At 39.3% G+C, this 16,026-nt stretch carries 12 protein-coding genes; 9 read left to right on the plus strand and 3 right to left on the minus strand.

Features of this window, described 5'->3' with window-relative positions:
• Positions 1-49 precede the first annotated feature (49 nt).
• The 3 genes from H0W62_13385 to H0W62_13395 all read left to right on the plus strand — a co-directional run bounded on the left by H0W62_13385 (position 50) and on the right by H0W62_13395 (position 4,096).
• Positions 50-2,797, plus strand: coding sequence for a gliding motility-associated C-terminal domain-containing protein (locus H0W62_13385; GenBank protein MBA3649521.1), 2,748 nt, complete (start codon positions 50-52; stop codon positions 2,795-2,797).
• A 62-nt stretch (positions 2,798-2,859) separates the two neighbouring features.
• A complete protein-coding gene (locus H0W62_13390; GenBank protein ID MBA3649522.1) occupies positions 2,860-3,447 on the plus strand; it encodes a riboflavin synthase in 588 nt (195 codons plus the stop codon).
• A 52-nt stretch (positions 3,448-3,499) separates the two neighbouring features.
• The gene (locus tag H0W62_13395) at positions 3,500-4,096 is read left to right on the plus strand and encodes a YkgJ family cysteine cluster protein (GenBank protein MBA3649523.1); all 597 of its coding nucleotides are present in this window, start codon (positions 3,500-3,502) and stop codon (positions 4,094-4,096) included.
• A 58-nt stretch (positions 4,097-4,154) separates the two neighbouring features.
• Here H0W62_13395 and H0W62_13400 read toward each other — a convergent pair whose 3' ends face one another.
• On the minus strand, positions 4,155-6,083 hold the full coding sequence (locus tag H0W62_13400) for an ABC-F family ATP-binding cassette domain-containing protein (protein MBA3649524.1): 1,929 nt from the start codon (positions 6,081-6,083) through the stop codon (positions 4,155-4,157).
• A 206-nt stretch (positions 6,084-6,289) separates the two neighbouring features.
• Here H0W62_13400 and H0W62_13405 point away from each other — a divergent pair, with 206 nt between their 5' ends.
• The gene (locus H0W62_13405; protein ID MBA3649525.1) at positions 6,290-6,856 is read left to right on the plus strand and encodes a hypothetical protein; all 567 of its coding nucleotides are present in this window, start codon (positions 6,290-6,292) and stop codon (positions 6,854-6,856) included.
• A 74-nt stretch (positions 6,857-6,930) separates the two neighbouring features.
• On the opposite strand, the gene H0W62_13410 is transcribed toward H0W62_13405, so the two are convergent.
• Positions 6,931-8,499: an aldehyde dehydrogenase family protein gene (locus H0W62_13410; protein ID MBA3649526.1), complete on the minus strand. Its 1,569-nt coding sequence runs from the start codon at positions 8,497-8,499 to the stop codon at positions 6,931-6,933.
• A 199-nt stretch (positions 8,500-8,698) separates the two neighbouring features.
• Here H0W62_13410 and H0W62_13415 point away from each other — a divergent pair, with 199 nt between their 5' ends.
• The 4 genes from H0W62_13415 (at position 8,699) to rmuC (ending at position 13,127) form a co-directional block, all read left to right on the plus strand.
• Positions 8,699-10,114 (plus strand): tetratricopeptide repeat protein, encoded by a 1,416-nt coding sequence (locus H0W62_13415; GenBank protein MBA3649527.1) that lies wholly within the window; start codon positions 8,699-8,701, stop codon positions 10,112-10,114.
• A gap of 93 nt (positions 10,115-10,207) precedes the next feature.
• Positions 10,208-10,972 (plus strand): phosphosulfolactate synthase, encoded by a 765-nt coding sequence (locus H0W62_13420; GenBank protein ID MBA3649528.1) that lies wholly within the window; start codon positions 10,208-10,210, stop codon positions 10,970-10,972.
• A 77-nt stretch (positions 10,973-11,049) separates the two neighbouring features.
• Positions 11,050-11,796, plus strand: a complete 747-nt coding sequence (locus H0W62_13425) for a shikimate dehydrogenase (protein MBA3649529.1) — start codon at positions 11,050-11,052, stop codon at positions 11,794-11,796.
• Positions 11,797-11,822: 26 nt separating this feature from the next.
• Positions 11,823-13,127 carry a DNA recombination protein RmuC gene (gene rmuC, locus H0W62_13430; protein MBA3649530.1) on the plus strand — a complete coding sequence of 435 codons (1,305 nt, stop codon included), beginning with the start codon at positions 11,823-11,825 and terminating at the stop codon, positions 13,125-13,127.
• Positions 13,128-13,149: 22 nt separating this feature from the next.
• Here rmuC and H0W62_13435 read toward each other — a convergent pair whose 3' ends face one another.
• Entirely contained in the window at positions 13,150-14,748 is a 1,599-nt protein-coding gene (locus tag H0W62_13435) for a peptide chain release factor 3 (protein MBA3649531.1), read from the minus strand.
• A gap of 73 nt (positions 14,749-14,821) precedes the next feature.
• Between H0W62_13435 and H0W62_13440 the strand changes: the two genes are divergently transcribed.
• Positions 14,822-15,895 (plus strand): PA0069 family radical SAM protein, encoded by a 1,074-nt coding sequence (locus H0W62_13440; protein ID MBA3649532.1) that lies wholly within the window; start codon positions 14,822-14,824, stop codon positions 15,893-15,895.
• Positions 15,896-16,026 lie beyond the last annotated feature (131 nt).

Raw genomic sequence — 16,026 nt, forward strand, 5'->3', positions numbered from 1 at the left:
AATTTTTAGAAGAGGTAATACAATTTTAAGCGTTTAAAAAGGTTGTAAATTGCATACTTCTGAATACGCAATGCATAGCTATAAATGTATATCCGGAAAACAAATAGTTATACGGGTTTTATTCTCGATTATATCATTAATTTTTACTCATTCCGCATTTGCAACTCATAACCGGGCAGGGGAAATTGTTTACAAGCATTTAAATGGTTTCACTTACCAGGTCACCATAATTACTTACACCAAGACTGGGGGTGAGTCTGATGCTGCAGACAGACCCAAACTTCAAATAAGCTGGGGAGATGGAACTACAGATTCCTTATTCCGGTCAAATGGAAATGGGAACGGAGTAGAAATTGAAAACCATATAAAATATAATGAATATACAGGTGTGCACCGATATCCTGGCTTTGGGACTTTTGTAATTTCTATGTCGGATCCTAACCGGATCTCCACCATCAGGAATATTCCTAATTCTGTAAATCAGCCATTTTTTATTGCAGATACCTTAAAGATTTTAGATCCCCAGTTTTATGGGTACGATAATTCACCGATCTTATTAAATCCTCCGGTAGATTACGGTTATGCCGGGCAGGTTTATATTCATAACCCAAATGCATATGATCCTGATGGTGACTCTCTGTCTTTTGAGTTTATAGTTCCGGGTACCGCCCCCGGACATGATGTGGATGGTTACGTGCCACCTAACCAGGTTCCGGGCACTCCGTGCTGCCAAAGTTTTACCATAAACTCACGCACAGGGGAAGTGGTGTGGGATCATCCTGTGTTTGGTGCATCACCTGCTGATGCAGGGATTGTGTACAATTTTGCAATCCTGATTAAAGAATATAGGAATGGGTTTGAAATAGGCACTATGGTGCGCGATATGGAAGTAATTATTTTAAATGCACTTAACCGTCAACCGGTATTAGCAGAAGTACGGGATACGTGTATAGTGGCCGGCTCTACATTAGTGCTGAATGTTTCAGCAACGGATCCCGATGCAGGCCAAACAGTTAGCATTATATCAAACGGAGGCCCTTATGATGTGCCGTCAAGCCCTGCAACTTTTACCTCCTTCTCAGGCTTTGGCAGGGCTTCAGGAATCTTTAATTGGAATACCACATGTGAACATATCAGGGCTCCTTTTTATCAGGTGGTTTTTAAAGCAGAAGATAATTATAGTGGTGGACCTGCCATTGATTTAAAGAATTGGCTGATAACAGTAGTTGCTCCTCCCCCGCAAAATGTGCTTGTAACCCCCCAGGGTAACAATATAATAGTCAGCTGGCAAAATCCATATTCCTGTGCTGCCACTGCTCGTTTTATAGGATTTTCAGTGTGGCGAAAGGAGGGAAGCGACTCTTTTATTCCAGGCCCATGTGATGTAGGTTTGGAAGGTAAAGGATATACCAAACTTGGGGAACATCTTACCGACTATCAGTACATCGATCAAAATGTTCAGCGGGGTAAGTTATACTGTTACAGGGTGCTTGCAGAATTTGCAGATCGTACTGCGCCGCCCGCTGGTTTTTTTTTCAATAATGTGGAAAGCCTGCCTTCGGATGAAAGCTGTGCTTCTTTGCGTAAGGAAATCCCTGTAATTACAAATGTAAGCGTCACTGTAACAGATGTTGTGAATGGCAATATGTTTATTGCGTGGTCCAAACCCAATGCAGCAGATTTAGACACCCTCCTAAATCCCGGGCCGTATAAATATGTGATTTACCGATCTGTTGGCTTTCCGGGTGCAGCAGCTATGCAAAAGATTGATTCGTTTTCAGCGCCTTCTTTTTATTTATTGAACGATTCCGTTTTTAACGATAAAAATTTAAATACTTCAGATAATCCATATTCCTATAAAATAGTTTTTTATTCAAATGGAAACCTGATTGGGGAAACCAACACTGCATCAAGTATCTATTTAACAACATCAGGAAGCGATAACACAGTTACTCTTTCGTGGCAGTTAGACGTGCCGTGGACTAATAACTATTATATTATTTACAGAAAAAATGCTCAGGCACAATATGATTCTATTGGCACCAGCAATTCTTTTTCTTTTTCCGATGAGAGCCTTGCAAACGGGGTCGAGCATTGTTATGTGGTTAAAAGTGTCGGCAGTTATTCAGCTCCGGGATTTGTAAATCCCATAATAAATTTATCAGAAGAAAAATGCGCCATGCCGGTAGATACAATTGGGCCTTGCGCACCAGCCCTTACGGTAAGAAACACCTGCAATGACCAGGATTTTAATATTCCTGGTTTTGTTAATCAGTTGTTGTGGACTTATGCAGATCCTAGCTGCGCTGATGATGTGATAAAATATTTAATCTATTTCGCATCGAATTCATCATCCGCCTTTACTTTGGTAGATTCAGTTCCCGATCCTGCAACCTCCTCCTTTAACCATGTGCAGTCATCAACTATCAGTGGCTGTTATGCAGTAGCTGGGGTTGATTCGTTCAGTAACACCGGACCTTTATCGAATGTAGTTTGTGTAACCATTTGTCCTACCTATACTTTGCCTAATGTATTTACACCGAATGGTGATGAGAAGAATGATGTGTTTCATCCATTTCTGCCAATAGCTTTTATTGACAAGGTAGATATGAAAATATTTGACCAATGGGGAACATTGGTTTATCAGACCAGTGATCCTTATATAAGCTGGACCGGAAGAGATATTAAGAGCGGGAAGGAATTACCTGAAGCAGTTTATTATTATGTCTGCAATGTATATCAAAACGGTCTTCGTGTGTTACCAACGTTGAACGGTTACATTCATCTTTTAAAATAGTAAACTATTAGGAGAAATCCTTTAAGGTGTATTCAGAAAGGTAAAAAATTTAATCCTCCATCTTGTTCACTGGCATTATTGAAACTACCGGTAAAATTACTGATCTCGAAAAAGAAGGTTCTAACATACGCTTCACCATCCAGTCCCCTATTTCACCAGAATTAAAAATTGATCAGAGCGTTTCGCATGATGGAGTATGTTTAACTGTAGTGAGTGTGCATGATGGCCATCACTCTGTTATTGCAGTTCAGGAAACTTTGAGTCGTTCCAATTTAAACAGGAAAACTGCAGGAACCATTATTAATCTCGAACGCTGTTTATTGTTAAATCAGAGGTTAGACGGACATATTGTACAAGGTCATATTGATGAATCAATAAGAATAAAGTCAATAAAGGAAATGCAGGGAAGCTGGTTATTCACATTTTTCTTACGGGAAAAAGATAAATTTTTTTTAGTAGAAAAAGGGTCCGTATGTATAAATGGGGTAAGCCTTACGGTAAAAGAAGTAAAGAAAAAAAGTTTTTCTGTTGTGATTATACCCTATACGTTCGAGCATACTAATTTTCAATTCCTTAAGGAAAGTGATAAAGTGAACGTGGAATATGATATTATCGGAAAGTACTTTTTAAACTATTTAAAAAAGAAATGAACATCCAAAATGAAACATAGGAAAATTCAAATAGGGATCTGATCTTTGTATTATGGCTGCTTCACCAGAATATCAATTAATCCTACAGCAAATACAGGAAAAAGCACGGAAGGAAAAGAAGGAGAATCGTGTTTTATTCAAACGTCTGAAAAAAAGTAAACCAATTGGTTTTGATAAGGCCTTTAAATATTATCATGACGTAGCATTTTCAAATACAAATTGCCTTGAATGCTCGAACTGCTGCCGCATAGCACAGCCGGTTTTCGATATGAAAGATATACGGCGACTTTCAAAACATCTTTTAATAGGCCCACGTGAGTTCATTAAAAAATATTTAAAAAAAGATCCCACCTACGAGTACCTGACAAAAACAACTCCCTGCCCATTTATTGGTGACGATAACAAGTGCCAGGTTTATGAGTTCAGGCCTTCCGGTTGTCGCACTTATCCCCCGGCTAAATTACGCCAGACACCTGAACAGCTGGATGTGATTCACGATAACATCGGTATTTGCCCTGCAATAAATAAAATGGTGGAAAAAATTAAAGAAAGGTTTAGTCTCAAAGAGAGATTGCCTTTTTTCATTTCACCCGCATTGCAGGAACCTGTTTCTGTACCTGTATCAATCGCTGCTTCCGAAAATTCTTAGTCAACTATTACGCAAGATTTTAATACAGATATCTGATTCTATAAAAGTAGAATTCACTTTATTTTCTTATTCCCTGCAGCTGCTCACTTAATTCTGACCATCGGTTCATTTCTTTCTCGAGTTGTTGTTTATAAAGTGTGTAATGGGAATAGATCTCCTTTGTTTCTTCTGCAGGAAGTAATTCGGGTCTTGAAATTTTCAATTCCACATGGGAGATTGAGGTTTCGAGATCAGAAATTTTTTTTTCCGCCTCCGTTACCTGGCGCTCTAATTTTTTCCGATCCTTTTGAAGCTGCCTCGTGTCTTCAGACGAGATGAGTTTTGGAACTTCTTTACCATTCCTTTCGCTATTCTTTTGCAATTCAAGGTCGCGGAAAGTTTCGCTTTTCTGAGATTCTAAAAATTCATAAACCCCGCCGGCATATTCTTTAATGGACTGATTTTTAAAATAATAAATTTTATTCACTAAGCCATCCAGAAAATCACGATCGTGGGAAACTACTACTAAGGTTCCGTTATATTTATTCAGAGCTTCCTTCAATACTTCCTTTGATCGCATATCAAGGTGATTTGTTGGCTCATCGAGCACCAAAAAGTTGACAGGTTCTAATAATAATTTTGCCAGAGAAAGCCTCGATTTTTCACCACCGCTAAGTACTTTCACCTTCTTGTCCACATCATCACCACGAAACAAAAACGCACCCAGCAAGCTTCTTACCCTGGAACTCATTTCACTTGGAGCTATTTTATCAATGGTATTAAATACCGTTTCTTCGCCACTCAGTCGGTCGGCCTGGTGCTGTGCATAAAAACCAATTTTTACATTGTAGCCTGGTTTTAATTCTCCTTTGGCCTCTTCTTCACCTACAATAATTTTTGCCATTGTGGTTTTTCCTTCACCGTTCCTTCCTACAAAAGCAATCCTGTCACCTCTGGAAATCTCGAATGAAATGTTTTGCAGAATGTTCTTATTGCCGAAGCTTTTATTGATATGCTTCGCCTCAAATACCACCTGGCCCGAACGTTCTGCTTCAGGAAAACGAAAACGTATGGAGGAGGCATCTTCATCATCCACCTCTATCCGTTCTTTACGGTCCAATTGCTTTATAAGTGATTGTGCAAATTTCGCCTTGCTTGCCTTATACCGGAATTTTTCTATAAGCACTTCCGTCTGCCTTATTTCCTTATCCTGATTTTTCTTTTGTGCTAAAAGATGGTCCCGGCGCTCCTTCCTTAAATGAACATACTTGGAATAGGAGCATGGATAATCTTCAATTTTCTTATTGGATATTTCAATGGTTCTGTTTGTGACGCGATCTAAAAAGGCCCGGTCATGAGAGACCAGCACAACCGCACCAGCGTAATCCTGTAGAAATTCTTCCAGCCAGATAATTGCTTCAATATCTAAGTGATTAGTAGGCTCATCAAGCAACAGCAGGTCCGGTTTCTGCAACAATAATTTCGCAAGCTCAATCCGCATCTGCCATCCTCCGCTGAATTCGCTTACGTTCCGCGAAAAATCTGTTCTTTCAAACCCCAATCCTAATAAAATCTTTTCCATCTGGCTTTCGAGCGTGCCTATACCCAGTATCTCCAAACGATGCCCCGCATCATGCCAGTCGTTCAGCAGATCGAGATATTCCTTCTCCTGATGATTTGCATGATGGCTTACACTTTCTGTAAGCTCTGCATAGTGTTTTTCAAGATTTTTTATTTCAGCAAAGGCAGTTTCCGTTTCCCGCAGTACGGTTTTACTTCCGTTGAAATTTAACTCCTGTGAAAGATAGCCGCGCGTAAATTCCTTGGGAAAAGAAACAGTTCCTTCATCTGCGCTGTCATTACCTGCAAGTATTTTAAGAAGGGTAGATTTTCCAGCACCATTCTTTCCAGTTAATCCAATCCGGTCCCGGGGATTAATAAGAAAAGTAACATCTTCAAAAAGATATTCACCGCCATAATGCACACCAAGGTTAGTAACAGAAATCATAAAGCAAAATTAGTTGGTAGAGCCGATAAATTTTTTATCCTTTTCATTACGCTGGCATTGTCTCATTATTTTTTGCCTAAAATAAAAATGAAAAGAGTGGAAGGAGTAAGATAAACCGGGTCGTGATATAGAAAAATAAAAATGGAATGATTTATGCAAAAGGTTGATTTCAGAAAAAATTTTAATAAATTAAAACCCTTAAACAAATGATTCACAATTCATTAAAGAAAGTATCTTACGGATTGGCGGCATTTTGTTTTACTCTTGGAGTGAACAATTTCGTTTTTGCACAGCAAACGTCCCCAACCACACAGCCTTCAACGCCAACTACTCAGCCAACCACGCCCACTACACAGCCGAATACTCCGGTTACGGATCCTGATGTTCAAAAGAATAATATGGATAACGGCAACAAGATTATGGATAAGGACAATAAGGGTATGGACGAAAACATGAACAAGAACGGTATGAAGGATTCATGGGAAGATTTTAGAAGCGATGTTAAGGCAAAATACCAAAAAGTAATGGATGAAGTTCAAGCTGTAAAGGAGCAGGCTAAAGAAAAGAAATTTGATGCTTCTCCTGACTTTAAGCAAGCCCTGGACAGATTTGAATCACGCGCGAAAGAATTTGGCCGGCGCATGAGAGATGCAGATGAGGTTTCCGCAGATAAGAGAACTTCATTCAGAAAAGAAATGGATGAAGATCTTGCCAGGCTGAATGCAGAACGTGATAAGTTGAAAGCTGCATACCAAAAGCAGATGGATAAATAATTATAGATCTGGTAATAAAAAACCCATAACAGACCGTTATGGGTTTTTTTTATTTAGCAGATGAATTAAACTTGCTACACTGTAAATTTAATCCCCTGGGCTAATGACGAAGACGTTCCATAATTAATAGTATTTGTCTGCCGGCGCATATACATTTTCCAGCTATCACTTCCGGATTCACGGCCACCGCCTGTTTCTTTTTCACCCCCGAATGCACCTCCAATTTCTGCACCGCTTGTTCCTATATTAACGTTTGCAATTCCGCAATCACTTCCTGCTGAAGAAAGAAACTGTTCCGCTTCTAAAAGGTCCTGGGTAAAGATTGCAGAAGACAGCCCCTGTGGTACATCGTTATGTAAATCAATTGCTTCTGCCATGGTTTTATATTTCATCAGGTATATTAGAGGGGCGAATGTTTCCTCTTTCACAATAGGTAAATTATGGTGTACTTCTGCTATACATGGAACTACATAACATCCCGATTCATATCCCTCACCATCCAGCACTTCACCACCTGTAAGAATACTGCCGCCTTGCTTTTCTACCTCATGTATAGCATCGGTATACATTTTAACAGCTCCGGTATCTATTAAAGGGCCTACATGGTTTTCAGGGTGGAGGGGATTGCCAATATTTAACTGATTGTATATCTTTTTAAGGCGATCTTTTACTTCTTCATAGACATTCTCGTGAATAATAAGACGCCTGGTAGAGGTGCAGCGCTGGCCTGCAGTTCCAACAGCGCCAAATGCAACGGCGTGCATCGCGAGGTCAAGATCAGCCTTTTCAGAAATAATTATTGCATTATTACCACCCAATTCCAAAATGCTTTTCCCCAGCCTTTCGCTTACCAGCTTGGCTACCCGTTTTCCAACCCGGGTGGAACCAGTTGCTGAAATAAGTGGGATGCGGGGGTCTTCCAGCATTATATCTCCAACCTCCTTTGAGCTTCCCGCAACCAAATTCAGTACTCCTTCAGGAATATCATTTTCTTTTAAAACCTTTGCAATCAATAACTGGGTGGCTACAGAACACAGCATTACTTTTGAAGAAGGCTTCCACACAATAACATCACCACAAACTAAAGCAAGCATTGCATTCCAGCTCCAAACTGCAACTGGAAAATTAAACGCAGTTATTACTCCAACAATTCCGAGAGGGTGCCATTGCTCATACATCCGGTGGTGGGGTCGTTCTGAATGCATGGTCAGTCCATATAACTGTCTGGATAAACCAACTGCAAAATCGCAGATGTCAATCATCTCCTGCACTTCCCCAAGCCCTTCCTGGTAACTCTTACCCATTTCATAAGAAACTAATTGTCCTAAAGACTCTTTTTTGTTTCGCAGCTCTTCTCCAATCTGCCGGACGATATCGCCTCTTTTAGGAGCGGGAACTTTTTTCCAATCGGTAAAAGCTTTTTGAGCTGTTTGTATTACATTCTCGTAATCTTCACGTGAAGCAAGCCTCACCTTACCGATTAATTTGCCATCTGCCGGCGAATAGGATTCAAGTATTTCACCTGATGTATTGAGCCATTCTGTACCTGTAGATGCCCCGGAAGAAATAGGTTCTAACTGCAGCTTTTTTATAAAATTAAGCCCAGCAGTTTCAGCCGTCGCTGGTAATTTAATATCGATCATCTTAAAGGATTTTATGCAAAAATAAATGAATGATTCGATGATTCTAAAAATCACGGAAATGCGCTCAAGCTATTAAGCTTTTACTGCATAAATCTATCAACATTTATTGCGGGTAGATTCAATTTCCACGGGGATAACCCGATAATTGTAACTCCGATTAATTGAATACTTTTGCCTAATGTTGTATAAAACTTAAAGGATGGAAGAAAGAGATTTTGATGAGATGTCGCCGGTAGACATTATATCTTCTGTAGAACGGTACGAAGAAATGGTGAATAGTGGAGCTTCCTCGTTCTTTGATGTATCCACCTTTGAGCATATTATTCAGTACTACGAGCTTAAAGAACAATGGAAAAAGGCTTTGCATGTACTTGACTATGCAATTGGGCAACACCCTTTTTCAACTTCACTTTTGATTAAAAAGGCTGGACTGCTCATTTATTACCGGAAGTTTAAAGAATCATTTGCTTTACTCGAGCAGGCCGAAGCGCTTGAACCCTCTGATATCGCCATATTTATTTTGCGTTCTGATCTGTACGTGGAAAAAGGTATGCATAAAGAAGCCCTCGAAGTGCTGGACCATGCCATTAAAATTGCAGATAAGGGTGACCATGAAGAATTGTATCTCGAAGTTGCCGATGTATACGAAGACTGTGACCGCTATGATATGGTATTTGAGTGCTTGAAAAAAGTGCTGGGGATGAACAGCAGTAATGAAGAGGCATTAAGCAGGATGTGGTATGTAGTGGAGCTTTCAAAAAAATTTGACGAAAGCATTGAATTGCATAAAGGCATTCTTGACAATGATCCTTATTCGTACCTGGCATGGCACAACTTGGGTCATGCCTATTTTGATTTAGGAATGTATGAAAAAGCTGTTGAAGCATATGAGTTTGTTACAGCCATAAATGAATCCTGCGACCTTGCTTACCGTGATTGCGGAGAGGCCTACTTTCAGTTAAAACAATACCATAAAGCTATAGACCAGTTTCAGCTGGCGATAGAATTTTCTAAACCATATGAAGAGTTGTTTTTCTCAATCGGCGTCTGCCTGGAAAAGTTGAAAGATTACAATAAGGCTCGCACTTTCTACAGGAAAGCTATCACCATAGACCCAAAGTATGATGAAGCTTATTTCAGAATTGGAGAAACTTATAAACGTGAAAAGCTTTGGAGTAATGCTCTTAATTTCTATAAAAAGGCCCTGCGTCTGATGCCCGATAATGTTCAATATCTTATGGGAATGGCTGTGGGATTTTATAAGCGGGAAGACGTCAGTGCATTGATCTTTGCGTGCCAGTCTATTATGGCTTTGAACCCGAGGCATAAGCCGAAAGGAATTTATGAAAAATTAATTACTTACCTGATCGACCTGGAATGTTATCTTGATGCCATCAAGCTCCTTGATTTTGCAGCTATTGAAAAAGGAGAAATGCCCAGCTTTCCATTTTTGCGCTCTGCCAGTCTGTTTAAAATAGGGTTGAAAAAAGAAGCAATTGCCTGGCTAGAGGAAGGATTAAGCAACAACTACGCAAAACATAAAGTGATGTTCAAACTTGCCCCGGAGCTGAAAAATGACCCCATTATCACCTCTATCATTGAGCAGTTTAAATGATCGGGAATACCAGAACATAAAGCAGTGGAATAGTATGTTCCTTTTATTATTCTCTTAATCGTGTATTGAAGCGGTAAAATAATAAATAGCCGAATGCAATTTGTATCTGAAAATTTACCTTCAAGAGCTGCGAAGCCGAGAAAAGTTGGATTAACAATGGTGATGGATAAGGGATTGAGCATCCGTGAAACAGAAAATTTTTTATCCATTGCGGAGCCATACGTCGACATTGTAAAATTGGGATTTGGAACCTCTGCAGTTACTCCCCGTTTAAAGGAAAAGATTGCCGTTTATAAGAGTGCTAACGTACCCGTATATTTTGGCGGCACTCTTCTGGAATGGTTCTATGCCCATGAAGCATTTGAAAAGTACCTGGAGTTACTTGATGAATATCAAATTGATTACGCAGAGGTAAGTGACGGGTCTTTAGAAATTCCACATGAAAGGAAGTGTGAGATTATTTCGAGGCTCTCAAAAAACAAAATTGTATTATCAGAAGTAGGCTCGAAAGATGCTGAAAAAATAATTCCGCCGTATAAATGGATCCAACTTATGAAAGAAGAAATTGAGGCCGGCTCATGGAAGGTAATTGCAGAAGCCCGGGAGGGCGGAAATGTGGGAATTTACCGCGGAAGTGGTGAAGTGCGGGAAGGATTGGTAGATGAAATATTAACGCAGGTTCCGGCTGAAAAAATAATATGGGAAGCCCCTAATAAATCACAGCAGGTTTTTTTTATAAAGTTAATTGGCTCCGACGTAAGTTTGGGAAACATACCTCCTAATGAGGCAATCCCGCTGGAAACTTTACGGGTTGGATTAAGAGGCGATACATTGACCTTTTTTCTCAACAAAAAATAATAAATAGCAAAGACCGTTTTATTTCAGATTGGCTAACGTGAGTTTGTTAACACAATAACCATTTCATCTTTTTTAATTTGAAGATCTACGGACTCATTGGCTATCCGCTAACACATTCCTTTTCTAAAAACTTTTTTCATGAAAAATTTCTTCGTCAAAAGATTATGGATTGTACCTATGAAAATTTTCCTCTGTTAAGTATAGATCAGTTCCCTTTGCTTCTGGATTCCCGTCCGCAACTGGCAGGTTTGAATATTACCATTCCGTATAAGGAATTGATTATTCCTTATCTCCACGAATTGGATGAAAAGGCAAAAGAAATTGGTGCAGTAAATACTGTTACAGTTGTTGCGGGAAAATTAAAAGGATTTAATACGGATGTATTTGGTTTTATGCAGTCTATCCTTCCTCTTATTCAACCCCATCAAACGCAGGCCCTTATACTGGGTACGGGCGGAAGTTCAAAGGCAGTGGCATATGGCTTAAAGACTATGGGATTATCTTATCAGTTGGTATCCAGAAATCCGGAGCAGCCTGAAGAATTATATTATTCCAACATTGATAAAGATATGCTTCGTCAATATAAGATCATTATAAATACCACACCGGTAGGCATGTTTCCGAATATTGATGATTGTCCGCCTATTTTGTATGAATACCTGACTCCTTCACATTTGCTTTTCGATTTAATCTATAATCCTCCGTTAACAGCATTTCTTCAAAAGGGTAAGGAAAAAGGGGCCTCTATAAAAAATGGGCTGCAAATGCTTCAATTGCAGGCGGAAAAAAGTTGGGAAATATGGAATAGTAACCCATCCGATTGAATAATTTTAACAGTGATACGTAAAAAATGACGGAAATTATTTATCTGGCAATTAGCGCAGCTGTAGGTTTTGCATTAGCCTGGTTTATCATGCGGCATCAATCCTTATTAAAGATTTCAGCACTTTCATCTGAAAAAGATATGGCTGAATCGAGGTCAGCACATTTAATTCAGCAAAATGTAAAATTGGAATTACAGTGTTCTGAGCAAACTGAAAAAATAATTACACTAAATGCTGATGTGTCAGGTGGCAAACGCGACATCGTTAATCTCAGACAAAAGTTGGAGGATCAAAAAGTAGAGCAAGAAGATATGCATGCGCGAATGAAAACAGAGTTCCAGGTTCTTGCGGATGATCTGCTGGAAGATAAAAGCAGGCGCTTTACCGAGCAAAATAAATCCAATATGGATGCTATTTTAAATCCGCTTTCAGAAAAGATAAAAGCTTTTGAAAAGAAAGTAGAAGAGACCTACGATAAAGAACTGCGTGACAAAATTTCTCTTCGCGAAGAAGTGAAAAAATTATATGATTTAAATGTAAGAATAAGCACGGAAGCTAACAATCTTACCAAAGCATTGCGCGGGGATACCCGTAAGCAGGGAAACTGGGGTGAATGGATTCTATTAAAAATTCTCGAACAATCAGGACTAAAAAAAGGAGTCGAATATGAAACACAGTTCATCACTACCTCACAGAACGGAACTGTTATAAAACCCGATGTTGTAATTTTTCTTCCCGACAATAAGCACCTGATTATCGATTCCAAGGTTTCTTTAACTGCCTACGACCGATATGTGAATTGTGAGGAAGAAGGAGATATTGATAAATGCTTAAAAGAACATTTGATATCCGTCCGGAATCATATTAAGCTATTGGGTGAGAAAAGTTATTCTTCTGCACAGGGTTTAAGATCTCCGGATTTGGTACTGCTCTTTATGCCCCTTGAATCGTCATTCTCTCTGGCTGTTCAGCATGATAATGAATTATTCAATTTTGCATGGGACCGGCAAATTGTAATTGTAAGCCCAACTACTCTTTTAGCTACGCTCACCACTGTTGCAAGCTTGTGGAAAATTGAAAATCAAAATAAGAACGCTTTGGAAATAGCACGGCTTAGCGGAATTATGTATGATAAACTTGTTGGCTTTATGGAAGATATGATTAAGGTAGGCAACTCTCTTCGCAATATGGACGATCAATACAAGTCGGCAATGAATAAGCTTCATGAAGGTAGCGGGAATGTTATTCGTACCGCAGAAAAGGTAAAGGAATTGGGGGCAAAAAATTCCAAAAGCCTTCCTTCCGGAATAATATTGAGAGCAGGTGAATAATTAATATAATACTGAAGAGTGATCAGGCTTCTGCATTCTCAGTTTTAAACTCGCTTGTGGTATGAAAAGTAATTTCAGGATTTGTTTCCTGTATATTACGGAGCATCCATTGCGACGGTGAAAGGTATACCAGATGGTCGTCCTTATCTGTAAAGATATTTTGAGACTTAAAGCGGATAAACTCTTCCAGCTTTTTTTTATCATACGAGGTTACCCAGCATGCCTTATAAATTTCACGGGGTATAAATTCGCATGCTGCTCCATATTCATTCTTTAACCGGTGCTGAATAACTTCAAACTGAAGATCTCCAACCACGCCAACTACTTTCTTACTGCCGGGCTGCTGGTAAAATAACTGTGCGACGCCTTCTTCTGTCAGTTGCTCAATACCTTTTTCCAGCTGCTTGGTTTTCATAGGATCACGGTTAATCAGCTCCTTGAAGATCTCAGGCGAAAAATTTGGAATTCCTCTGAACTGCAATTTTTCTCCTTCCGTTAGGGTATCACCAATTTTAAAATTCCCTGTATCATAAAGTCCTATTACATCTCCAGGAAATGCTTCTTCAATAATATTTCTTGCTGAAGCAAGAAAAGTTGCCGGGCTGCTGAATTTTAATTCTTTATCCAGCCGGCAATGGTAGATGTATTTATTGCGTTCGAATTTTCCGGAAACGATTCTTACAAAAGCAATACGGTTACGGTGCTTGGGGTCAATGTTCGCATGAATTTTAAAAACAAAACCGGTGAAAGTCTCTTCATCAGGATCAATCATCCTTTTGTCAGTTTCCCTTCCCTGCGGTATCGGAGCAATATGTATAAACGTGTCGAGTAATTCTTTTACTCCGAAATTGTTTCGGGCGCTGCCAAAAAACACAGGTGCAATATCAGCAGCTAAATATTCTGCAATATTAAAATCCGGATAGACTCCATTCAGAAATAAAACATCTTCCCTTAATTGATTAGCGTCTTTCTCAATTAATTCATCCAGCAGGTAATCATTTAAATCAGTGAACTCAATACGGTCTTTCTCCACCGTTTGCTTTTCGGGCTGAAAAAGCTGCAGCGATTTATCGTAAAGATTATAAACACCTTTAAAGAGTGACCCTCTGTTTATTGGCCAGCTGAGCGGCTGTACATTTATCGAAAGTTTTTTTTCCAGTTCATCAAGAAGATCAAACGGATCTCTTCCCTCCAGGTCCATTTTATTAATGAAAACAATTACCGGAGTATTGCGCATCCGGCAGACTTCCATTAGTTTTTCTGTTTGTGTTTCTACCCCTTTTGTAGCATCTATAACGAGGATCACGCTGTCAACAGCAGTCAGGGTACGATAAGTATCCTCAGCAAAATCCTTATGACCAGGGGTATCGAGCAAATTGATCAGGGTATCACTGTATTCGAACGTCATTACGGAAGTGGCCACTGATATTCCCCTTTGCCTTTCAATTTCCATAAAATCGGAGGTAGCTGTTTTTCTGATCTTGTTCGATTTTACGGCGCCTGCAACCTGTATTGCACCGCCATACAGCAAGAACTTTTCCGTTAATGTTGTTTTACCTGCATCAGGATGGCTGATAATAGCAAAAGTCCGTCTTCGGGCTCTCTCTTCTTTCAATTTCATGATCCGCAAAACTAAGCGATAATTTTTTTTAAAATTTTTAAAAAATGCTTTAAATGATTATATTGAAATCATTATGAATGATGACAATACAATCACCTATTTTAAAGGCCGTGGTGCTCAGATTAAACCGCGCAATAAATTTTTGAAACAGGAATATGTCGAGGAGCACATAGAAGGACTTGATGAAGCACTGCTATCCAGCCCCAATACACAGGTCTTCATTGAACATCCTAAAAAGATCATTAATAAGGTTGATAGTCCTGATTTAGGATTGATGTTTTCAATGAATCCTTACCAGGGTTGCGAGCATGGATGCATTTATTGTTATGCAAGAAATACGCATCCATATTGGGGTTTTAGCGCAGGACTTGACTTCGAAAGCAAAATTATTGCAAAGCCAAATGCTGCCGAATTGCTTGAAAAAGAATTACAGCATCCTAAGCACCGTCCATTTCCAATCATGCTATCCGGAAATACGGACTGTTATCAGCCGCTGGAAAGTAAAATGAGAATTACAAGGCAAATGCTGGAGGTCTTGCTGAAATATAAGCATCCTGTAGGAATGATTACCAAGAATTCTCTGATCCTGCGCGATCTCGATATACTTGCAGAATTAGCTTCATTGCATTTAGTGCATGTTTCTATTACTATTACGACCTTAAATGAAGAGTTAAGAAGGGTAATGGAGCCGCGCACGGCATCTTCCTTAAAGAGATTAAATACCGTAAAGGAATTAACAACACACGGAATACCTGTAAATGTGATGATGGCCCCCATTATACCATCGCTGAACAGTGACGAAATTCCTGCTGTATTAAAAGCAGCATCAGAGCATGGTGCATTGGATGCACATTTTACAATAGTTCGCTTAAATGGAGATATTGCGCAAATTTTCCAGGATTGGGTACGAAAGAATTTTCCCGATAGGGCAGAAAAAGTTTTGCATCATATAGCCGATTGTCATGGCGGCAAATTGAATGATAGCCGTTTTGGCGTCAGAATGCAGGGTGATGGCAAGATAGCTGAGTCCATCCACAGCTTATTTGCTGTTTCAAAGAACAAATATTTTAAGGATAAGCAATTACCGGAATACAACCTGAGCCTCTTTAACAATAGCAGGAATAAGGAACAGCTGAAATTATTTTAAGGCTATCTTCTGTTTAAAAACTTCATTCCTTTCTTATAAGATGTATTTGATAATCCATTTCAAAAATTAATTGGAAATGGGGATCTCATCGCTCACAATAAGCTATTCAAGTACTTAACCGTATTCCTTCC

The organism is Chitinophagales bacterium (genome assembly GCA_013816805.1).
Classification (GTDB): Bacteria; Bacteroidota; Bacteroidia; order Chitinophagales; family UBA10324; genus MGR-bin340.